At 32.7% G+C, this 21,675-nt stretch carries 20 protein-coding genes and 3 pseudogenes; 7 read left to right on the top strand and 16 right to left on the bottom strand.

The annotated features are described in order from the left end of the window. Positions 1–98 precede the first annotated feature (98 nt). Positions 99–989, top strand: coding sequence for a LysR family transcriptional regulator (locus KA845_RS00105; RefSeq protein ID WP_210127732.1), 891 nt, complete (start codon positions 99–101; stop codon positions 987–989). A gap of 273 nt (positions 990–1,262) precedes the next feature. On the opposite strand, the gene KA845_RS00100 is transcribed toward KA845_RS00105, so the two are convergent. After that, positions 1,263–1,910: a FusB/FusC family EF-G-binding protein gene (locus KA845_RS00100; protein ID WP_210127731.1), complete on the bottom strand. Its 648-nt coding sequence runs from the start codon at positions 1,908–1,910 to the stop codon at positions 1,263–1,265. Between the two features lie 457 nt (positions 1,911–2,367). Between KA845_RS00100 and KA845_RS00095 the strand changes: the two genes are divergently transcribed. After that, complete coding sequence (locus KA845_RS00095) at positions 2,368–3,738, top strand: MDR family MFS transporter (RefSeq protein WP_369946171.1); 1,371 nt, start codon at positions 2,368–2,370, stop codon at positions 3,736–3,738. Positions 3,739–3,880: 142 nt separating this feature from the next. Here the strand turns inward: KA845_RS00095 and KA845_RS00090 are convergent, their stop codons facing one another. Then, positions 3,881–5,311 (bottom strand): YfcC family protein, encoded by a 1,431-nt coding sequence (locus KA845_RS00090; RefSeq protein ID WP_103388436.1) that lies wholly within the window; start codon positions 5,309–5,311, stop codon positions 3,881–3,883. Between the two features lie 339 nt (positions 5,312–5,650). Between KA845_RS00090 and KA845_RS00085 the strand changes: the two genes are divergently transcribed. Then, positions 5,651–6,607 (top strand): L-threonine 3-dehydrogenase, encoded by a 957-nt coding sequence (locus KA845_RS00085; RefSeq protein WP_103388435.1) that lies wholly within the window; start codon positions 5,651–5,653, stop codon positions 6,605–6,607. Positions 6,608–6,841: 234 nt separating this feature from the next. On the opposite strand, the gene KA845_RS00080 is transcribed toward KA845_RS00085, so the two are convergent. The 5 genes from KA845_RS00080 to KA845_RS00060 all read right to left on the bottom strand — a co-directional run bounded on the left by KA845_RS00080 (position 6,842) and on the right by KA845_RS00060 (position 12,744). Continuing rightward, complete coding sequence (locus KA845_RS00080) at positions 6,842–8,338, bottom strand: tripartite tricarboxylate transporter permease (RefSeq protein ID WP_172606427.1); 1,497 nt, start codon at positions 8,336–8,338, stop codon at positions 6,842–6,844. Positions 8,339–8,352: 14 nt separating this feature from the next. Continuing rightward, the gene (locus tag KA845_RS00075) at positions 8,353–8,796 is read right to left on the bottom strand and encodes a tripartite tricarboxylate transporter TctB family protein (protein WP_103388434.1); all 444 of its coding nucleotides are present in this window, start codon (positions 8,794–8,796) and stop codon (positions 8,353–8,355) included. Positions 8,797–8,808: 12 nt separating this feature from the next. Then, a complete protein-coding gene (locus KA845_RS00070; protein WP_103388433.1) occupies positions 8,809–9,789 on the bottom strand; it encodes a tripartite tricarboxylate transporter substrate binding protein in 981 nt (326 codons plus the stop codon). A 282-nt stretch (positions 9,790–10,071) separates the two neighbouring features. Continuing rightward, positions 10,072–11,619: a BCCT family transporter gene (locus tag KA845_RS00065; protein ID WP_103388476.1), complete on the bottom strand. Its 1,548-nt coding sequence runs from the start codon at positions 11,617–11,619 to the stop codon at positions 10,072–10,074. 222 nt (positions 11,620–11,841) lie between these two features. Continuing rightward, positions 11,842–12,744, bottom strand: coding sequence for a PhzF family phenazine biosynthesis isomerase (locus KA845_RS00060; RefSeq protein ID WP_167868119.1), 903 nt, complete (start codon positions 12,742–12,744; stop codon positions 11,842–11,844). A gap of 498 nt (positions 12,745–13,242) precedes the next feature. Here KA845_RS00060 and KA845_RS00055 point away from each other — a divergent pair, with 498 nt between their 5' ends. After that, positions 13,243–13,593 carry a LysR family transcriptional regulator substrate-binding protein gene (locus KA845_RS00055; RefSeq protein WP_021459882.1) on the top strand — a complete coding sequence of 117 codons (351 nt, stop codon included), beginning with the start codon at positions 13,243–13,245 and terminating at the stop codon, positions 13,591–13,593. Positions 13,594–13,668: 75 nt separating this feature from the next. Here the strand turns inward: KA845_RS00055 and KA845_RS00050 are convergent, their stop codons facing one another. Then, complete coding sequence (locus tag KA845_RS00050) at positions 13,669–13,854, bottom strand: helix-turn-helix transcriptional regulator (protein ID WP_021459883.1); 186 nt, start codon at positions 13,852–13,854, stop codon at positions 13,669–13,671. Between the two features lie 4 nt (positions 13,855–13,858). Then, a pseudogene (locus KA845_RS13105) lies at positions 13,859–14,113 on the bottom strand (hypothetical protein); the annotation flags it as partial. 53 nt (positions 14,114–14,166) lie between these two features. Here KA845_RS13105 and KA845_RS00045 point away from each other — a divergent pair. Continuing rightward, positions 14,167–14,259: pseudogene (locus tag KA845_RS00045) on the top strand (helix-turn-helix domain-containing protein); the annotation flags it as partial. A 230-nt stretch (positions 14,260–14,489) separates the two neighbouring features. On the opposite strand, the gene KA845_RS00040 reads toward KA845_RS00045, so the two are convergent. Both KA845_RS00040 and KA845_RS00035 read right to left on the bottom strand, forming a co-directional pair. Further along, positions 14,490–14,786, bottom strand: coding sequence for a hypothetical protein (locus KA845_RS00040; RefSeq protein ID WP_021459884.1), 297 nt, complete (start codon positions 14,784–14,786; stop codon positions 14,490–14,492). A 2-nt stretch (positions 14,787–14,788) separates the two neighbouring features. Beyond that, positions 14,789–15,097 carry a DUF2089 family protein gene (locus tag KA845_RS00035; protein WP_232190796.1) on the bottom strand — a complete coding sequence of 103 codons (309 nt, stop codon included), beginning with the start codon at positions 15,095–15,097 and terminating at the stop codon, positions 14,789–14,791. 294 nt (positions 15,098–15,391) lie between these two features. On the opposite strand from KA845_RS00035, the gene KA845_RS00030 reads away from it, so the two are divergent. Continuing rightward, entirely contained in the window at positions 15,392–15,961 is a 570-nt protein-coding gene (locus KA845_RS00030; protein WP_210127730.1) for a GNAT family N-acetyltransferase, read from the top strand. Positions 15,962–16,010: 49 nt separating this feature from the next. Here the strand turns inward: KA845_RS00030 and KA845_RS00025 are convergent, their stop codons facing one another. The 5 genes from KA845_RS00025 to cstA all read right to left on the bottom strand — a co-directional run bounded on the left by KA845_RS00025 (position 16,011) and on the right by cstA (position 21,429). Next, positions 16,011–16,826: an AAA family ATPase gene (locus tag KA845_RS00025; RefSeq protein ID WP_103388421.1), complete on the bottom strand. Its 816-nt coding sequence runs from the start codon at positions 16,824–16,826 to the stop codon at positions 16,011–16,013. Further along, positions 16,819–18,261 carry a Mu transposase C-terminal domain-containing protein gene (locus tag KA845_RS00020; RefSeq protein WP_103388420.1) on the bottom strand — a complete coding sequence of 481 codons (1,443 nt, stop codon included), beginning with the start codon at positions 18,259–18,261 and terminating at the stop codon, positions 16,819–16,821. Before KA845_RS00020 ends, KA845_RS00025 begins: the two co-directional genes overlap by 8 nt. Then, positions 18,233–18,826, bottom strand: a complete 594-nt coding sequence (locus KA845_RS00015) for a recombinase family protein (RefSeq protein ID WP_103388419.1) — start codon at positions 18,824–18,826, stop codon at positions 18,233–18,235. The genes KA845_RS00020 and KA845_RS00015 overlap by 29 nt, the downstream gene beginning before the upstream one ends. A gap of 170 nt (positions 18,827–18,996) precedes the next feature. Next, positions 18,997–20,331, bottom strand: coding sequence for a persulfide dioxygenase-sulfurtransferase CstB (cstB, locus tag KA845_RS00010; RefSeq protein ID WP_210127729.1), 1,335 nt, complete (start codon positions 20,329–20,331; stop codon positions 18,997–18,999). Between the two features lie 30 nt (positions 20,332–20,361). Continuing rightward, the gene (gene cstA / locus KA845_RS00005; protein WP_103388417.1) at positions 20,362–21,429 is read right to left on the bottom strand and encodes a persulfide response sulfurtransferase CstA; all 1,068 of its coding nucleotides are present in this window, start codon (positions 21,427–21,429) and stop codon (positions 20,362–20,364) included. Between the two features lie 141 nt (positions 21,430–21,570). Between cstA and KA845_RS12975 the strand changes: the two are divergent. After that, positions 21,571–21,675: pseudogene (locus tag KA845_RS12975) on the top strand (LLM class flavin-dependent oxidoreductase); the annotation flags it as partial.

The following is a 21,675-nucleotide window of genomic DNA, read 5'->3' as shown; positions in this document are numbered from 1 at the left end:
TAATATCAAAACAATTAATATTATAATAATTAAAATATACTTATGTATAATTGGAATTTGTGATATTAATATAAGTTTTACTAAAGTGAGGGGATTTGGTGAATTTTGAGCAACTGGCATATGTCAAAAAGATTTACGAATTGGAGTCTATGATTCATGCTGCAGAAGCGATTCATATTAGTCAGTCAGCTATGAGTCAATCATTAGCGAATTTAGAACAAGAACTAGGTTATACATTGTTTCATCGTTCACGTAAAGGGACGTTACCAACGCCAGAAGGTAAACAATTGATACCCTTTATTATTGATATTTTAGATTCGCGTGACAAGTTGTCAGCAGAAGTTGAAGCGATGACTTCTCATTTGAAAGGATCTTTAATTATCGCCACTATTCCTACTTTATTCAATAAAATTATCCCTAAGGCATTATCAGCATTTAAGAAAGATTACCCACATATAAATGTTGAAATTTTTGAAAGTTCACGTGAAGATATCATCCGGTTGGTAGAAAATAATGAAGTAGATATTGGTTTAATAGGTATTCGTGATAATGAACAACTTAGTTCAACTATAACCTTGCATTCATTAAATCGGACTAGTGATTTTAAATTAATAGTGCCCAAAAAATCTAAATTGGTGTTAAAAGATGTAGTGAGTTTAGAGGAAATACAACAATATCCATTTGTTTTATATGATCGTAGTTTTTATCAACATAATTTTAAAGCATTTGAAGAGGTTAATGGGCCGTTAAAAATTGTGTTTCGCACAAATAACCCAGGAGTAGTGCTACGTACAGTAGCTGAAGGTTTAGGTGTTAGTATTGTGTCGAGTTTAATGTTGGAAGAAGATTTATTAATTGAAAGTGGAATGATTGAACAAATACCTATTGGCAATCCTTTTGACTATTATATTTATTTCACCGCTCTGACTAAAGGAGTGCAAAATAAATATTCTGTGGCAAATACCTTTATTACTTATATAAAACAGTAAAACATCAAGGTATCGAGCAAAAAACGCTCGAACATCATTGATGCATCCAGTTCATAGACTTTCGATGAAGTACTAACTTTGTTGGCAGTTTTTGTGCACGCTTTCCGCGGGCACTTCCTCAGCCTGTAGTCTTCGGCGAGTGCTATTCCCGCAGGAGTCGGCTCAAGTACTACCAATGATAAATGACCGCTGTTATTTAATACATTAATTAATATATAAACAAATAACCCTTAGGCGAATTATCACCTAAGGGTTATCGACAGTCTGAAAGTACTACTGTGCTTCGATTTTCGTTAAAAATTGATAGAACTGCTGTATTGCTGATAATTGTTGATTACATTTCGTACTGTCTAAACAAATGTAATCACCTTTTTTAGTATAGCGCCCATCACTAGTAGCTTTTGTTTTTCTTGTAAATAACGTGACGTTGGATTGTTTATTACATATTGCACAAAATCCTTTGACGGTATTTTGTGTAATATCGCCATAAAATCCTTGAAGTTGATGATTACTATCATAATATATGACGTACTTACGATTTGATGCGATATCGTTCCAGCCGATGTACGTACTTTCTAATAAGACCTCATCACTTATGAATGGCGTTTTTAATTTTTTTACTTTTTTAAAAACGCGTTCGACTTGTTTTTTGGTCGGATGTTCAAAAGGAATAACATAGGACTGAAATGATTTGAGTACCTTTTCAGCTTGTGCTGTGGAACACTTTCTATTCATTAGCACTTCAATACTGTTAGTAATTTCAGAATTTGTGCTTGGGAAGGTTTGAAGTATGTCTTCTCGTACGGCTTCTTGAATAGATGTTACTGTTTTAGGGTCATTCACTGAATGATAAACATTGAGTAAATGTGCTACTTTGTCTGCAATAAAGTTATATTGATATGGGTATAGATTAAGATTCATTGTTTATTTTCCTTTCACAAAACGTATTTTAGGTAAGATAATGCTTTGTGAAAAGTGAGTGATTTACAAAGCATTACAAAATGCGTTGTGTATTAAGCATGTAGCATTTAGGTGCAACATATCATCATCTCCAATTTAAATGTTAAGTTGTTTATACCAAGATAGTTGAACATTGTCAACAGCGCTATAATTGTGTGATAAATCAGTCATTAGACTTGTGATTTTGAAAGTGGTACAATTTAATAATTGCTGTTATGACGAGGGTAAAAAGCGGTCATTTCAAGGCTTATTACAATTGTATTTTCGCGGTTTTCTGGCTACTCAATGAAAGTCAACAACACGAAATTACAACTACAGAACGCTTATATTTTTAAAGTTGAGGCCAACAATAAAAATTTAATAAAAAGAGAGAAGGGTTTTTTTGGCTGAAAGTGAAAAATTTAATTTGGGCAAAAACATGCCATTATTTATTGTGCTATTATCTGGTGCTTTTATCACAATATTAAATCAGACATTACTTGGTACTGCGCTTCCACCCATTATGAAAGATTTGCAACTATCTAATAGTACCGTGCAATGGTTACAGTCTATTTTTATGTTAGTTAACGGTATTATGATTCCAGTGACAGCGTTCTTTATTGAACGTTTTACATCGAGGCAATTGTTCTTATCAGCGATGGGGATATTTACAGTAGGTACATTAATTTGTGCAATTGGGCCTAATTTTAGTATTTTATTAATCGGTCGTATCTTACAAGCAGCAGGTGCAGGTATTATGATGCCACTGATGCAAACAATTTTATTCTTATTATTCCCAGAGGAAAAACGCGGAACAGCGATGGGATTATTCGGTTTAGTTATCGCTTTTGCGCCTGCGATAGGGCCTACATTATCAGGAATTTTAGTAGAGTTCTTTACTTGGAGAAGTGTTTTCTATGTAATTTTACCAATTGCGGTAGTTAATATTATTACTGCGTATTATTTATTATCAAATGTTACAGAGTTAACTCATCCAAAATTAGATAAACTATCAGTGCTTTTATCTACAGTTGGTTTTGGTGGTTTATTATACAGCTTTAGTACAGTAAGTGAAGCTGGATTTACGAGTCTGCGTGTTATTATCACATTAATTATTGGTGTCGTAACATTATACTTCTTTATTAAACGTCAATTGAAACTCAAAGAACCTATGCTTGAATTTAGAGTATTTAATTATAATATTTTTACCATTGGTACTATTTTAGGCATGTTCGTCTTTGCAGTAATGATTGCCACAAATATTATTTTGCCTCTATATATGCAAAATATGTTACAACTTACAGCATTAGAATCTGGTTTAGTCTTACTACCAGGTGCAATAGTTATGGGACTTATGAACCCGATCACCGGTTACATGTTTGATAAATTCGGTGGTAAGTGGTTGGCACGAATTGGTTTATTACTATTAGCATTATCTACCTTGCCATTTACATTTTTAACTAGTCATACTAGTGTTACGTATTTAACTATAATGAACAGTATACGTATGGTTGCTATTGCAATGGTTATGATGCCTATGACAACTTTAGCAATTAATCAGTTGCCAAAACAGTTAATACCACATGGTACAGCGATGAATAATACATTTAGACAGATGGCAGGTGCTATCGGTACAGCTGTATTTATTACTATTATGTCATTAGCTGCAGTATCAGATGGTGGAGCAGAAGGTATTATTCACGGTGTGAACATTTCATTCATAGTAGCCACTATCGTAACATTCTTAGCTTTTGCATTATCATTTAAACTACATGAAGGTCCTAAAAAAGTTAAGAAAATGCAAAGTTAATGAGCGGTAAGTTGATAGTTGTAGCTTTCAAACAACATATTTCGTCGGATGGTTAGTACACAATTTGTGCTAATATCTACAATAAAAAGGATGACTTTTACGTGATTAACGTAGAAGTCATCCTTTTTTTATAATATATTTTTTAAGAGTAGCCTGTTAACTGAGCAATAATTAATGCGATGACTGATATACCGGCCCAAATAATAAATAGTGGGAAAAAGAAACGAATCCACTTAGTATAAGATACACCGCCAATTGCTAATGCGGCCATAAAGTAACCACTTGTTGGATAAAACACGTGTGTAAAGCCATCACCTAATTGGAAAGCGAGGACAGCTGTTTGTCGCGTAATACCTAACATATCGGCTAATGGAGCCATGATAGGCATAGTTACTAATGCTTGACCACTACCTGAAGATATAATGAAATTAATTAAAACTTGTACAGCATACATACCAACGGCAGCTACCGTTGGTGTGGCGCCATCAAGTACAGAACCTAAGCTGTGAACAATCGTATCCATAATTTTACCATCTTCAAGTACAACGGCGATGGAACGGGCTAAACCGACAATGATTGCTCCCATTAAGACATCTTTAAAACCATCATTAAAGGCTTCGCAAATCTCTTGAGTGTTGAGTCCAGTGATTAAGCCGACGACAATACCCATAACAATGAAAAGTCCTGACATTTCGACCATGAACCAGCCTTGTGTGATAACACCGTAAACTAAAACTATAAAGAAAAGTAAGACTACTGCGATACCAATTTTTTGACGTTTTGTTGCCACAAGTGGTTGATGTTGCGTAATATCTTTATAAATTTCACGTTTTTCTCGATCCTCTTCATAAACTAAACTATACGAAGGATTACTTTTTACTTTTTTGGCATGTCTCATTATAAATAATACGGTAACTATAATAACAATTACGAATAAAACTAGTCGAAAACCTAAACCTGAAAAGACGGGAATACCAGACAATTTTTGTGCTAAACCTGTGTTGATTGGATTAAGTACCCCTATAGTAAAACCTACTACCGTACCACACAAAGCAATAGCACTGGCCGTAATGGAATCATAACCAAGTGCGATGATTAACGGTAAGATAACTGGTATGTATACGAGTGATAGTTCGGCTGTACCAATTAAAGTAGCAATAATAGCAAATGTAATAGTTAAGACAGGAATAATAAAAATACTTTGATTCATAAAGCGACGTGCTAATTTATCGACCCCTATTTCGATAATGCCAGTACGACGTAAAACCATAAACATACCACCGATTATTAAAGTGAAGAATACAATTTCTCCAGCTTCTATCAAACCTCTAGGTATGATTGTAATGAAATCGATAAGACCAATTGGATCTGATTGTACATATTTAAACGAGTCAGCGTCTACCATTTCTCGTCCCTCTGGACCTTTTACACGTTTGAATACACCAGAAGGTATTAAATAAGTAGAAATGGTAGCAATAACACCAAAAATAAATAGTAACACATAAATATGTGGCATCTTCAGCCATTTTTTAGGCTGTTTATGACTATCATTTTGTTGTGGTAACTTAGACATTGTTTGTCATCCCCTTTGTTTATAAATTTTAATAAAAAACAATTTATTAAAAACAAATATTAGCACAATATTTTGTATATTATAATGAAGTGTATTTTAACTTAAAAATATATAGTCAAATAGTAAAAATATTTAGAATTTTTGTTTTTACTGCACAAAATTGGCTGATTGTTGCTACTGATGCATTTTTAATAAGATGCTGAAATAAATTAATTCAAGTATTTATGTTCACTCACAGTATACAAAATCTGCTTTTTATACTATAATAATAGTTGAAATGAGTTAAATGTTCATATGAGAAATACATTGCATTTTAACAATAGACAGGGAGAGAGAGAAATGAAAAAAATTATGATTACTGGTGCACTAGGGCAAATAGGTACTGAATTAGTAGTGAAATGTAGAGCATTATATGGTAATGAAAATGTATTAGCTACAGATATTAGAAAACCAGAGTTAGATTCACCTATTATGGAAGGGCCGTTTGAAATTTTAGATGTTACAGATCGTGATCGTATGTTCGAGTTAGTAGAGACATTTAAAGTAGATACGATGATGCATATGGCAGCTTTATTATCAGCTACAGCTGAGAAGAATCCTTTATTTGCTTGGGATTTAAATATGGGTGGTTTAATGAATGCTTTAGAAGCTGCACGAACTTATAATTTGAAATTCTTTACTCCAAGTTCTATAGGAGCATTTGGACCATCAACGCCAAAAGTAAACACGCCGCAAGTGACTATTCAACGTCCGACATCAATGTATGGTGTCAATAAAGTAGCAGGGGAATTACTTTGTCAGTATTACTTTGATAAATTTGGTGTTGATACACGTAGTGTTCGTTTTCCTGGGTTAATTTCACATGTTAAAGAACCAGGTGGCGGTACGACTGACTACGCAGTTGAGATATATTTTGAAGCTGTGAGAGAAGGAAAATACACGAGCTTTATAGCTGAAAATACATTTATGGATATGATGTTTATGGATGATGCCATCGATGCTATTATTAAGTTAATGGAAGCTGATGGTGTAAAACTAATTAATCGTAATGCATATAATTTAAGTGGAATGAGTATCGAACCGGAAATGGTAGCAGCAGCGATTAAAGAATTTTATCCAAATTTTGAATTAGCTTACGATGTGGATCCCACAAGACAAACCATTGCAGACAGTTGGCCAGATAATATAGATGTGAGTTGTGCTAGAGCAGAGTGGGGCTTCGAACCAAAATATGATTTGACTGAAATGACTAAAGTTATGTTAGAAGCTATTGAGCATAAAGATAAGGTAAAATAATAAAGGCAACAGCGCGCTAAAAATATTTAGCGCGCTGTTTATTTTATGAATATATTGATAAAAATGAATAACCTAAGAGGCTATTTTGCAGTGTACCGACAAATGAACTTTAAAATAAAAGTAAAAGTAGGGTACTCACATGCTTATCATCATGAGTTATTTAGTAGCCAGATTAATGGTTATAGTGTAATTTGCTTCATACCTTAACTTGTACAATTTTAGTTTCTATATTAACTATTTAGCTCTCAATTTTTTAAATCCTTTTAAAATGAGTGGATAAAATAAAGCAAGAATAGTCATTAAGGTTAATACTACGCTAATAGGTGAGCCTAAGAATATATCACCAACATTGTTATTACTAACGATTAAACTCTTACGAAAGTTTTGCTCCATATCTGAACCGACAATAGCTGATAAAATTAATGGAGCAATAGGGAAATCTAGTAACTTTAATACTAAGCCAATAATACCGAAAATAATTAAAATATAAAAATCAGTTACGCTATAACCTAATGTATATGTACCTACAAAAGCGAGTACCAAAATGATTGGATATAAAATCTTGGGTGGTGTCCGTAAAATTTTTAGTAATAAGCCGATGAGTGCTATATTCAAAATAACTAAAAAGATATTCCCGATAAACATACTGTTAACTAATGTCCAGATTGTTTCAGGTTCATTTTCAAACAATAGCGGGCCTGGCTGCAAACCTAACATGATAACAGCCCCAAGAATAACGGCAGTTGTTCCTGATCCAGGGACACCCATCGTCAGTAATGGAATCAATGCACCTACTGAAGCCGCATTATTGGAAGCTTCAGGTGCTGCTACTCCTTCAATTTGCCCTTTACCGAAATTTTTGCCATTTTTAGAAATTTGTTTTTCTGTAGAATAGCTTAATAATGCTGCGATTGATCCACCAGCACCAGGTAAGACACCGATGATAAAACCAATTGGACTTTGACGCAACATAGCCATACGTGTTTGTTTCCAGTCTTTTTTAGATAATTTCATTGAGCCGACATCTGCTTTTGGCGGCTTTAAAGCGTGTAAATTTAAGTAGTTATACAATACCTCGGCTACAGCATAGACGCCTATAATAACTACTAAAAAGTCAATGCCTTCACTTAAGTGTGGAATATCAAAAGTAAATCGATAGATACTTGTTTGTAAATCTACACCTACCGTACTAATCATTAAACCTATGGCCATAGCTATAAAACCTTTGACCATTTTACCTAATGATAATGTGACGATGGCAGACAGAGTAAACAAAAATAATAAAAAGTATTCTCGTGGACCAAACTCTAAAGCGAAATTCGAAAGTGGTTTTGCTAGTAGAATAAAACCAAATACTGCAGCGATACCGCCAAATAATGATGCTATGGCAGAAATAGTTAAAGCTTTTCCAGCTTCTCCATTTTTAGTCATTGGATAACCATCAAATGTGGCTGCTATAGCAGAACCATCACCAGGTGTATTAAGCAAAATGGAACTACGAGAGCCACCATACATGGCGCCATAGTAAATGGAAATCATTAATATTAAGGCACTTACAGGTTCCATACCAAATGTTACAGGTATCAACACCGCAACTGCTGTTGCTGGACCTAAACCAGGTAACATACCTACTACAGTGCCTAAAAAGCCTCCAATAAGTACCCATAAAATATTCATTGGGTGTAAGGCTGTCGATAAGCCTTCCATAAAACTATTCATATCTATCCCCATATTTTAGTCCTCCTTTAAGGTAAGCTAACATCGAGTAATTGTGAAAATGTGTACCAAGCAATTGCTGAAAATATAATGGTCACTAATATGTTTTGAAACCAATGCTTAAAGCCATTAATTAAAAATAACACAGCTCCTAAAAATAAAATCGTTGAGATTAAAAAGCCAAGTGGCTCAAAAAGCAGTGCATAAACTAGGGCGAAGACAATCGTGAAAATAATTCTTAGCAACGTTGCACGTTCTAGTAATTGTGCAAAAGCGGTAAAATTTTCACTTCTTTTACGTAATTCTTGAATAAAGTAAATAGCACTCATAACAATGAGTAAGCTGGCGATAAGTAATGGGAAATACATTGGACTATTTGGATCACCTATATTAGATTTAGGTAGATTTAACGTGAAAATAAGGTAAACTAAGCCAAATAGCAATAAAATTATGGGAAAAATGAGTCTAGCCATAAAATACCTCCTTTATTTTAATCCGGAATCTTCTACAAGGTTTTTATATTTTTTACGTTGTTCTTTTAAAAATAGTTCGCTTTCTTCACTATTTTTATAGAAATTATCCCAATCATTATTGCGACGAATCTTTTGCCAATTGTCAGATTTAACAACTTTTTTCATTGTTTTATCCCAATATTGTCGTTGTTCAGGACTCATATTTTTCGGTCCCATAACTCCACGCCAATGAGGGAAAACGATATCTAATCCTTGTTCTTTCCAAGTAGGGACATCTTCAATTCCTTTTACTGGCTTATCCGATGTCACTGCAAGCATTTTAAGTTTACCTGTTTGATGCTGTTCTTTAACTTCTGATACTGCTGTGGAAGCGACGTCAACGTGTCCTCCGAGTAAAGCTGTTTGTAAATCGCCTCCACTTTTATAAACTAGAAAGTCTAATTTATCGACATCTACACCAGATGCTTTAGCAGCTTGAACAAAAGCTAAGTGATCATTATTACCTAAACCTGGAGCTACCCCAATTGTTAACGATTCAGGATCTTTTTTTAATTTATCCATCACTTGTTTACCAGATTGTAGATTGGATTGTTTTGAAGCGGTTAAACTAATCCATTCAGTTGCCATTATGGCAATAGGTGTGAAACTTTCAGTACTTAAATCACTTAAATCTAATTCATTATTAGATAATAATAAGCTTGAGTTAATAGCAATAGTATTAGGATTACGTGATTTTAAATATTGCCAACCAACTTCACCACCGCCACCAGGTTTGTTAATTACATTAACATTTTGTGTGGTTAGGTTTTCGTCAATCATAATTTTTTGAATAGCTCTTGCAGTAGTATCCCAGCCGCCACCGGGAGATGCAGGTGCGACAATTTCCACTGTTTCATTTGGAAATTTAGCCTTCGGGGCATCTTTATCATTTTCATTACTACAAGACGATAAGATTAAAAATGTACTTAGAATAAGACATAATAATTTTTTCAAAAAAACTCCCCCCTTTTTATTGAAAGCGTTTGCAAACTATATTAAATATTATCAGAATATTCTATAAATTCAATAGATAATAATATTTTTATTTTCTAAAAGAATATGTAATAGTGTGAAAGCAATGGGGGATGCTGAACAGCTAGTATTGTCTTGTTAAGGTTGATTAGAGATAGAGGAAATGCTTGTATTTAATGTAATAACACGCTAGTGAGTATTAAGAGTGCAATGAACAAAGCCTAGAACAAATTAATTTGTTCTAGGCTTTGTATCAATTGAAAATTATTTATTTATAGTCTCTTTACGATATTGTCGTTTAGCTTGTAATTCGATACCAAGATATTTTCGTTCTCGGTTAGCATCTTTATAGAAGGCAATCATCATTAAAATAACTACAAAACTAAAAGGTAAGGCAGAAATAATAGCGGCTGATTGCAATGCATCGAGGCCCGTAGTACCACCAGCTAATAATAGTACGTAAGCAATGGCTGATAGAGATACGCCCCATACAATTTTGACGAAAGGTGAAGGGTTTAATCGGCCATATGATGTTTGCATACCTAAAACGAATGTAGCAGAGTCCGCAGATGTAATAAAGAATGATGCAATAAGTGCTAATGCAATAATAGATAGGACAATACTAAAAGGAATTTCATTGAAAATGCCAAATAGTTGCGTTTCTGGAGGCATTTTAAAAATCGCATTATGTGATTGACCAGCTTTAATACCTGTAGCTCCAAAAGTACTGAACCAGATAAAGCTTATTAATACAGGAACACCTAACACTGCAGCTGAAAATTCTCGGATAGTGCGTCCTTTAGAAATACGAGCAATGAAAATACCTACGAAAGGACTCCAGCTCATCCACCAACCCCAATAGTAAATCGTCCATGTTTCTAGCCAATCTGATTTTTGTTTGTTGAGTGGAGCAACATCTAGACTGTTATAAATCAATGTATTTAAATAGTCACCGATACCTGAAGTCATCATATTTAAAATAAATAATGTTGGTCCAACGATAAACATAATAAGGAGCAACAGCCCAGCTAAAACCATATTTAAATTACTAAGATACTGGATTCCTTTGCTCAACCCACTCCATGCACTGTATAAGAACAGTACGGTAACGACTAAAATAATAATTCCTTGAATCCCTTTATTATTTGGAATACCGAATAAGTAATTTAAGCCACCGTTAATTTGTATAGCACCAATACCTAATGATACAGCGACACCGATAATAGTGGCGAATACGGCTAATACATCAACAGTAACGCCGAGAGGGCCTTCTACTTTGTTACCTAGTATAGGACGTAAAGTTCTAGAAATTAATCCATTTTCACCTTTTCTAAATTGTGAATAAGCCAAACCAAGTGCAACAATGCCATATACTGCCCATGGATGAAAACCATAATCTAAAAATGAAGATCTAAATGCTTCTGTCATGGCAGCTTTCGTTTCTGGAGAGGCCGTAGGTGGAGCTAAATAATGTGCAATTGGTTCTGAAGCGCCGTAAAAAACTAGGCCAATCCCCATACCAGCACTAAAGAGCATGGCTAACCAAGAAACTGTGCGGAATTCTGGTTTGTCCCCAGGTTTTCCTAAAGTTAATTTGCCAATAGGGCTAAATATTAAGAACACTGCAAATCCTAAAATGACAGTGTAAAGTAACATATAATACCAACCAAATGTTTTTGTTATCCAAGTTGAAATAATCCCTGTGATTTCACCAAATGCTGTAGGGAATATAGCACCTAAAATAACAAGTAATCCTACAATTGAACTTGCATAAACAAAAACACTAGAAAACTGTTTTTCTGTTTTAATAATTTCCACATCCCTTAAAAATAAATATTATAAAGACGTGAAACAGGATAACATAATGAGAATTTAGTTCAACTATGTAATATAGACTTAAACAAAGTATAATCGAAAATTAATGGTTCGCAATTTAAACAAAGAGTGATAAAATGTAAATTTTTAAAATAATAATGTGTTTTTACATTAAATGGTATATAATTGTGCTGCATTTTCGTATGAATTTATGAATTGTTAATTATTTGCTAAATCTAAAGTGAAATCTTTAACATAAACAGCGCTCCCAGTTATTTTTACGTCAAAGTTATTGTCATTAGTAGCGATTTCGACAATGACTTTTCCATCCTTATTAATTTCTTGACCTTGTTCAATAACAAATTTTTGAGAGCCTCGATCAAAATGTTCTATATATTTTGCGAAATATGCGCCCATTACTCCAGAAGCTGTACCAGTAACAGGGTCTTCTATAGTTCCTGAAAAGGGTGAAGAGAAGTGTCTTGCGTGCATATCTGTGTTGGGACTATAAGTCTCAAAACAAAATGGGTGTATGGATACTTTAGGTTTTTGCCGTAAGATAGAAGGAAATAGTTGATTGTTAGGTTTCATATTTTTAAATATATCAATATATTTTATTGGAACGAGAAGTGTCCACACTCCAGTACTTCCATATACAATAGGAAATTCATCATCTATATCGTTTTCTGCTATGCCCAATGATTGTGCTAAATCCTTTTTAGAGCCTAAAAACGCTTCAAATTGAGGTGGTGCATGTTGCATAGTGATATATGCTTCTCCACTAGGGGACTTGCTTATACTAATAGGTAATACACCAATATTTGTATCGATTGTAATCTCAGTTTTATTTGCAATTAATCCTTTTGTTGTTAAAGCATAAATAGTTGCAATAGTCGCATGACCACAAAGATCCATTTCATGACCAGGTGTGAAATAGCGTATTTTAAAGTCTGCTTTCGCAGATTTGCAAATAAAAGCAGTTTCATTAAAACCAACACGTGATGCAATGTTTTGCAGTTGTGCATCTGTTAAATTATTGGCATCTAGTACAATACCAGCTGGATTTCCTTTGTTAGGCTCGTTACTAAATGCATCGTAGTGATATACTTGAACTAATTTCATTATTATCTCCCTGTGATTTCGCATAAATTATAATCAAAATGCTAACGAAATATATTTTTATTTGCAATTGTTACTATAAAAGTTATTGTATAAAAACAAACTTTTTACAACGGAATTTAATTAGTGTCTTAATAAATGAAACCTAATATGGTGTGAAGTCTTTAGTTATAGTAACGGTGAAAAATACATAGTTTAGTCGTATATTTATTGCGTCTGTAGCACGCCTTCTTTAGTCAATATGTTATGTAATTGCATGATTTTCTCTCTTTTTAATGATGAATAATAAGCAATATCTTCAGCTCTAGTTGCTATAGGAAATATTTTGTATATATCTTGATAAAATTTAATGTTTGACTTCGTACGTTCGCCCTCTAAAGATATTCTTGAACTTGTTGGATGGGTTGTTGTTAATTCATAAGAAGGTATGACATTATGATAGACATTAACTATCTTTCCATCTCTTATTACGTCTGAAGTGTTGATAAATTTAAGTTCTATATGGTGGTTTTTCCAAAAACTAGTAGCTTAAGACTATTTGATAATATATATGCTAGTGATTTAATGAACGAGCAGATACTTATACTTAATCCACCATGTGATACTTTAGCTTTTATACAAAAATATTTTTCTAAGACTAAAATGAATATTGAACACAAAAGTGATTTAGAATCTATATTGGCTAATGTTAAGGCTGAACAAGGCATAACAATCGTTCCTCAATCATTAATAGGGCGAGTTGAAAATATGAGCCTATTAAGCAAAGAGTTGGAAGATTATTCAAGAGAAGTTGGATTAATAGCATATAATAAAAAAATAGCGCAAAAAGTGTGGAGCACTATAAGTGAATAATCAATGTAATTAGAGAACACCCTAACCATGCAAAAAAGAGTGCATATTTGCACTCTTTTTTTGATGAAGCAACGATTAAGAAAATAGTTCATCTACGGTTGTATCAAATAGCTTTGCCAATTTAAATGCTAACGTTAATGTGGGATCATATTTATTGTTTTCTATTGCATTAATCGTTTGTCTAGAGACATTTAACTTTTTGCTTAATACTTCTTGAGAAATACCGTTTTGCTTTCTATATTCTCTAATTTTATTTTTCATTAGTTTACCCTTTGGATGTATATTTTTTATTTGTAGTATAGTAATTAAAAGCCACAAGTAGTATTACAGCAATGATAAAGAATACTTCAGGGTATTGAGAAAACCAAGTATTTTTAAGGGTAGGTGTTAAACCAGTAAATCTAAGTAATAATGAAAATAACATGCAATAGATAATCCAAATAAAACTTTTCGCGAGTATTTCAATGAATATTTTACGTTGTCTTTCGTCGTATCGATCCTGTGGTCCTTTTTTATCTATCAAATTCTATTCGAAGACTTGAAATTTTAAGGAAATACTGTACCTAATAAAGCAAATCGATTAGTAAGATCGCAAAAGAGGTTAATATTACAAGACAGACGATTTATAGAATTAAACACGATAAGGGGATTATCTTGATAAATTGATTGACGATGCAGAGGAGAGGTCCAGAGTCCTGAATCGCATAGTATATGATTAACTTGAAATTTTAATATAAAAAGCAAGAAAAAAGAGCCGTGATTTGAACTTTTTCTATATAAGTAATTAACTTACTAATAATCTATTCAAAATTATGTCCCAATAACAAATCATTTCGATAGTGAATACAAAAATAACCCCACCACTTTGGTTAAAGTTGGTAGAGTTATCTGAACTTTTACTTTAAATCTTTGCCTATCATTTTATCTAATTCTCTTTGTTTTTTCTTTTTATTATCTTTTTGAGCACTATCCCACTGACCTAATAAGAATAATAAACCTATTACACCAAAAATAAGAGTTCCCCAAATATTTAATCCTAATTTACCTGTCATATAAAGAACCACTAATACTACTATAAATAAAAGAGGAACAATACTACCTATTATCTTATTTCCTGTCTTAGATAAAAAATACTGTATAGCAAATAATAAGGCATATAAGATTGCTGGAAAAAATGTTAATAAGTTACTCAAGCTCACTCACTCTCCTTTTCATGATTATATATTTCTAATAATTGTTTAGCGTCATTTAAATCTAATTTTTCTTCGATAGCTAACTTCCTTATATAATTAACTAGTGAACTTTCTTCATTATCTTTTGCAGATTTTATTCGTTCTATCACGCTATTTAATCTATTTCGAACAGTTGGATAAGACACTTCATAATATTTAGTTAGTGCTTTTAGTGATCCAGAATTAATAACGAAATTTTTAACAAATTCAAAATCTTCTTTTTCTAAATTCATCATCCATTTAGGCCTATCATTGTTTTTCAATATATTCACTCCCTAAACATAATTTACCACGCTTCTAAATATTGTTCGAAAAAACTTTAACATTATTTAACATTAAATTAGTTTTATTAAAAACCACCTGAAACAGTATAACTCATTTTTATCAGAAAACATGTTAAAAGACCCCTTATTTCAATAAGGAGTCTTTTAATCGTTTCAAAATCAAATATTTCTCATCAACTAATATTTCAGGCACTTAAGCTAATAGAATTTAGTATGTTTAATTAATTCAAGAAAGAGTATATACTATCAATAAATTATGAATAATGTAGGAGTAGATTAAAGTTGAAAAATACAAATAAGAAAGTACTTCTAGAAGAGTTAAATGAAGATGATTTAAAAATTTATTATTATTGGAAATATTTAGAGCCTTTACAAAAAGCTAAAGAATGGAATGGACCATACATCGAAGAAGAAAAAATTAAATTTATTGAATTCAAAAATAAATATAGAGAAAATAAATATCTTTATAAAAATACGTTATCTACCTTAGCAATAAAGTATGAAAATGACTTCTTAGGTGTAGTCACATCATATTGGAAAGATAAGAAATCTAAATGGCTAGAATGTGGTATTGTAATATACAAAAATAATAATTGGGAACAAGGCTTTGGCTTTCAAGTGTTCAAAGAATGGATTGACTACCTTTTCAAAGCAACAAATGCTAATAGAATAGGTATTTCAACATGGTCTGGTAATATTAGAATGATGAAAGTAGCAAGTAAATCTGGAATGATAGAAGAGGCTCGTATACGTAGAGGAAGAGTAGTTAAAGGGGAATTCTATGACGCCATACAAATGGGTATTCTAAGAGAAGTGTCACTTTACTTGCTATATGAGAATGGTTTTATCTAATAAATGGGAAAAAGCACCGTACACTTTAATAGAGTACGGTGCTTTTCTACTAACGAATACCAATAACTAAACTATCTCTAGCTGTTTCTACGACTTCTGTACTTATTTTATCTAAACCATTTATATCCATAATTCTGTCTATTTGCGCAAATAAGCGATGAATCAGCCTAAAGTTCCCTTTTGTAATCTTAATAATCGTTGTTATTGCCTCATAATCTGTAAAATCTTCCAGTTTTAAATCAAATCCTAAATCTTGCCATTTATATTCTAATATGTGATGTGTCTCATCTTTACTTAGATTATCAAATTCATGTGCAAAACCTATACGCGAATATAGTTGGGGATAACGAGATAACTTTTTCTCTATACCTGGCATACCAATAAATATCATTGCTAAATTACGTTCATCATAGATAGCTCTTAATTGTTCTAAATGTTGTACTTTAAGCCTATCAATTTCATCTATTATGATTAGGTTAATACATTTAAATGTCTCACTATAATGTTTACTATGATCATGGCCGTACTTATTTACGACATGTAATTTTTGACCTAAATCAATACTTGCACTAATGCTATATAAATCATTGCTTAATCTTGTTTGTTTTTCAGCAGGAGCAGTATAGAATATCTTATCTACTGATAAAATATCATCTGTCGTTTTACTAGCTAAATCTTCCCAGCCTCTATGATTAACTTGTTTTTCAATAGTATCCCAATTTGTATAATATCTTGAAGATAAAATTTTTCCGACACCAGGCTGACCATAACAAATACCAATATATTGATATTTAATACAAGCGTCGCAAAATTCAGCAAATCGTTTATACTCTTTCGTTTCAATGAAATTCTGATTTTTAGTCATTACGATACCTCTTTAATTTTTTGACGTTTTTAGTCGTTTCTTGAGGTGAATAACCATAATTTTTTTCTTCCTTAATTAAATCAGTGGTGCTTGGACTAGCAATGTTTTGTTTTAAGTGTTTTCTTCTCTGATTACGTGCGTGTTGTATATCTTTTATATCAATTGAATAATCAGCTAAATCAGGGGATATTGCTGTACAAAGAAATTCATCTCTATAAAAAACGCGTATTTCAGCCATATCATTGGGATTGTAACGAATTAATACATACTCACCTACATAAGCAGCTAGGTTTGTATTACTGTATCTAAAGCCTTGAAAATGAATGCCATCTGAATGAATTTTTCTAGATTTAGGTATTTCTAATAATAATAAATCAAGTTGTTCTAAACTGCTTGGCATATTAGGGAAAAAGTGATTACTGTTCCACCGATTGATAGGAGTGCTCTGGATAGCACTGTGCTCTTTTTGATTATAATCTTCAATTAAAAAGTATCGTAATTTTTCTTCGAAATTTTGAAAATCTATTAAATCGCTAGGAGTATCATTATTGTTTATATATCCAGGAAGTTGTTCTAAGAAAGTTTGGTTAACTGTCTGAAAAAACCGTTCTATTTTCCCGCGACCACGAGGGACACCAACTTTTGAAAACATCAAGTTAATTTTCAAATCAATAGCGACTTGTTCCATGTGATGCGAGGTAAAGTCACTCCCGTGATCTGTGTAGAATTTTTCGGGTATACCACATACTGGCCAATTGGTATTATTCTTATTCCATATTGCTTGGTGTAGTGTTAATGCTGTATTTTGAGCATTAGGAGCATCAAAACTTATAAAGTAGCCTGCAATGGCACGACTATAGTCATCCATAATAATGGTTAACCATGGTCTATTGATGTTACCTTTTTGATCTAATATATAAATATCTAGCAAAGTATGGTCGGCTTGCCATATTTCATTGGGGCTTGAGGATTCTCTTATTTGTATTAAATCGTACTTATTTTGATAATATTTTTCACCTTTGTGAGAGAAATCAATAACAGACTTAGGCATTGTTTTAATAACACTATAAACTTGTTTATAGCTGGGTTTATCAAATTTATTCTCTATACAATAATTAGCAATTTTCCTATGAATTGTAGCAATACTATTTCTTTTATTCTTAAGTGCAAGGCGTTCAATTTTGTCAATTATATTTGGCTCTATTTTATGTGTTCCTTTATCGGCTCTTGTCGTATAAATTAACCCTTTAAGCCCATGTTCTTTATATAACTTATTCCACCTATAAAGGGTACTTAATGCAATACCTTTACTTTTTGAAATGACTGATAAAGATTGTTCGCCTAGGATAAAAGGTTTTATAATATTGTACTTTTGAGTAGCTTCTTTACGCTTGGCTTCAGAAAAATTAGTTAGATACTTCTCCTTGTTTTTCATCTTCCTTATCCTCCAATTTATTGAGGTAACGATAAATTGTTGTACGTGAAACTTGCCACTGCTCCGCAATTGTTTTGATTGGTGTGCCATTATCATAAAGTGTTTTAAGTAAATTTAAATCTTTTGGGTTTAACTTTTCTGGTCTACCTCCATAGCGACCTCTAGCACGTGCTGCAATTCGGCCAGCTGAAGAACGTTCTAAAATTAAATTTCGTTCAAATTCTGCAAATGCTGCGAATAAATGAAATAATAATTGTCCTGTAGAACTTGATTTATCCATAGTTATATTTTCTTCTAAACTATGAAAACTCACCCCTTGTTCGTTAAGTCCATTAACTAATGTGATTAAATCCTCCATGTTACGTCCTAGTCTATCTAGTCTCCAAACAACAATCGTGTCTCCTGATCTCGCAAATTCAATTGCTTTATCTAAACCAGGTCGCTTACTTTTTGAACCACTTATATGGTCGTTAAATATCTTTTCGCAACCATATGCATTTAATCGATCCTCCTGTAAATTCAAATTTTGTAATCCAGTTGAAACTCTTGCATAACCTATTTTCAAAATACAAACCTCCTATATACATATCTAGTGTACCATAACTTAATTCCGAGGTCTTTTATGAACATAGATTTTTTGTTGAGTTTTTGAACACTCAAATATATGAAATACTTACTTATTCAGCTATAAAAAGAGAGTGTACAGAAAATGGTTGTTTTCTGTACACTCTTAAATTATTTTAATGATTCTGGAAAATCTTGATAGCCTTCTCTAATATTTACGACATTTTCAAATCCTTTGTTTTCTAAGATACCCACGGCGATTGAACTTCTAACACCTGACTGACAATGTACGTATATTTTATCCTCTTTATTAAATGGAATATTTTCATTTAATAATTTACCGTGCGGAATATTGACTGCTTGATCTAAGTGCCCATTATTCCACTCTTCTTCATTACGTACGTCAAGTATATATTCTTCTTTACCAGTCATATCAACGCTATGGATGGATTGGGTTAAAATTTCTGATTTTGGTAAACGATAACCTGCTACATTATCAAAGCCAATTAATTGTAAAGTATGTGTTGCTTGCTCAACGGTAGATTTATCACCAATTAAATCTATACTATTTTCATAGTCTAAATACCAACCGATTTGGTTAATGAAGTTTTGGTTGTAGGGAATATTGATTGTACCTTCAGTATGACCACCATGAAAGGCTTCTTTACTACGAAGATCAAAAGCTCTTCTTGCATTATCTAAACTAGGAAAAACGTCGTATGGTTGATACATGTTCATACCAAACTGATTAATTTTTTTCATCTGTGCAAAGTGATGGGGTGGTGCTGGTTGATTTGATGTTAACGTTTCAATGAACTTGCTTTCATCAGTTTCATTAAACGCCCAGTTATTTATTTTTTCATAACCTAGCGTAGACATTGGTACCGCACCTAATGCCTTACCACAAGGACTTCCAGCACCGTGCCCTGGCCAAATTTGAAGATAATCTGGTAAATCTTTAATACTTTCTATAGATTGATACATTTGTTTCGCACTAACTTCTGTAGAGCCTTCCATTTGAACTGACTTTTCTAGTAAATCCGGTCTCCCAATATCACCTACAAAAACAAAATCGCCACTAAACAAGCCCATTGGAACACTTGAGCCGCCCCCTTCATCAGTGAGTAAGAAACTAATACTCTCAGGGGTATGACCAGGTGTATGCAATACTTCTAATTTAATGTTACCTACATGAATAATATCTTGATGTTTAACAAAATGTGTTTGTTCTGGCATATTACGATAACTTAATTCATCGTCACCTTCTCCAGATACATATACGTTTGCATTTAATTGTTCTGCCACATCTCTAATGCCTGAAGCAAAATCAGCGTGAATATGGGTTTCTGCAGCTTGTGTAATTGTAAAACCTTCACTATCTGCAACTTCCAAATATTTTGTTAAGTCACGTACAGGATCAATTACTATTGCCTCTCCCGTACGTTGACAGCCAACTAAATAAGATGCTTGAGATAAATGATTATCGTAAAATTGTTTGAAAAACATATAAAGAACTCCTTATTTTGATAGATTTAATTAAATAAATAAATTATGACTCGCGTTTTCAGTATCACCTATATAAGTGCCTACACCGCCGTACTCAACTTCATCTCTTAATTCTTCTTTTGTAATACCCATGACATCCATGCTCATGGTACATGCGATTAATTTAATATCTTGAGCTATCGCTTGATTAATGAGTGATGGTAATGAATCAACGTTTTTCTTTTTCATTACGTAGCGCATCATGATATTACCTAAACCGAACATATTCATTTTAGAGAGTGGCATTTTCAAAGGTGTTTTTGGCAACATAAAATCAAACATTTTTGCGATACCTTTCTTTTTAACGTTAACTGTTTGCGCTTTTTTCAACGCGTTAAGTCCCCAGAAAGTAAAGAAGATGGTTACATCTCTTCCTGCAGCTTTAGCACCATTCGCAATAATCATTGCTGCCACTGCTTTATCTAACTCACCACTAAATAGCACAATTGTAGTACCTTTGGCAGTATGGTTCACTTCCAAGTCTTTTGGTTTTTCTTTTTGAATAATGGCATTAATTCCATTATTACCTTCATCCAGTTTAACTAACGTATGTCCTGTTTGTTTGACCCAGCTTTTAATGTCACTAAGGAATCCAGAATCTGTGACTGTAACCTCTATTTGCTCGCCTACTTCAATATTTTTCACTTCTTTACTGATGTTTACAATTGGACCTGGACATTGAAGACCACTATAGTTAAATTGTTTACGCTCTGCTTTAATTGCTACATTAGTATTTTCTTCGAATGTATTATCATCGTCGTTTTTTGCTTCATACGCTTTATAGCCACCGTCTAAATTAACAATGTCGTAGCCTTGTTCAGCTAGATATTCGCTCGCTTTAGCACTTCTGGTACCACTTTTACAGTGTACAAAGTAGGTTGTGTTTTTATCTTTATTGAACGATTCAATCTTATCTACAGGATGTAATGTCGCACCATTTATGTGTGCAAGCTCAAATTCTTCTTGTGTTCTAACGTCAATCAGTTGACCTTGTGCGCCTAATTTTTCTAATTCTTGTTTACTGAAATTATTGATATGCTTTTCGTTATATTGTTTCATAGTAACCTCCTAATAAATACCTATATGGGTATATTAACTAATCATTTATATTATGTCAAATACCATATGGGGTATTTGACATTTTTGCTTTTATCGCTTATTATGACTTTATTCAATTAAAAGTGGAGGAAATAACTATGCATTATGATGTCACTGTTAGAAAATACAACATCAATTAATATAGGTAGTGGCGGTGTTATGTTGCCACATTATAGTGCATATAAAGTAGCAGAACAATTTAAAACA

The organism is Staphylococcus sp. GDX8P114P-2 (genome assembly GCF_017892945.1).
Taxonomy (GTDB): domain Bacteria; phylum Bacillota; class Bacilli; order Staphylococcales; family Staphylococcaceae; genus Staphylococcus; species Staphylococcus arlettae.
The sequence above is the reverse complement of the archived record's forward strand: the minus strand, read 5'-3'. Positions and strand labels throughout refer to the sequence as shown.

Coding starts and splice junctions, on each gene's coding strand:
- KA845_RS00055 (WP_021459882.1), top strand. CDS start 13,243: ATGGTGGTTTTTCCAAAAACTAGTAGCTTAAGACTATTTGATAATATA.
- KA845_RS00025 (WP_103388421.1), bottom strand. CDS start 16,826: ATGACTAAAAATCAGAATTTCATTGAAACGAAAGAGTATAAACGATTT.
- KA845_RS00090 (WP_103388436.1), bottom strand. CDS start 5,311: ATGTCTAAGTTACCACAACAAAATGATAGTCATAAACAGCCTAAAAAA.
- KA845_RS00020 (WP_103388420.1), bottom strand. CDS start 18,261: ATGAAAAACAAGGAGAAGTATCTAACTAATTTTTCTGAAGCCAAGCGT.
- KA845_RS00100 (WP_210127731.1), bottom strand. CDS start 1,910: ATGAATCTTAATCTATACCCATATCAATATAACTTTATTGCAGACAAA.
- KA845_RS00080 (WP_172606427.1), bottom strand. CDS start 8,338: ATGGGGATAGATATGAATAGTTTTATGGAAGGCTTATCGACAGCCTTA.
- KA845_RS00075 (WP_103388434.1), bottom strand. CDS start 8,796: ATGGCTAGACTCATTTTTCCCATAATTTTATTGCTATTTGGCTTAGTT.
- cstB (WP_210127729.1), bottom strand. CDS start 20,331: ATGTTTTTCAAACAATTTTACGATAATCATTTATCTCAAGCATCTTAT.
- KA845_RS00095 (WP_369946171.1), top strand. CDS start 2,368: ATGCCATTATTTATTGTGCTATTATCTGGTGCTTTTATCACAATATTA.
- KA845_RS00050 (WP_021459883.1), bottom strand. CDS start 13,854: ATGAAAAATAAAATTAGAGAATATAGAAAGCAAAACGGTATTTCTCAA.
- KA845_RS00060 (WP_167868119.1), bottom strand. CDS start 12,744: ATGAAATTAGTTCAAGTATATCACTACGATGCATTTAGTAACGAGCCT.
- cstA (WP_103388417.1), bottom strand. CDS start 21,429: ATGAAACAATATAACGAAAAGCATATCAATAATTTCAGTAAACAAGAA.
- KA845_RS00085 (WP_103388435.1), top strand. CDS start 5,651: ATGAAAAAAATTATGATTACTGGTGCACTAGGGCAAATAGGTACTGAA.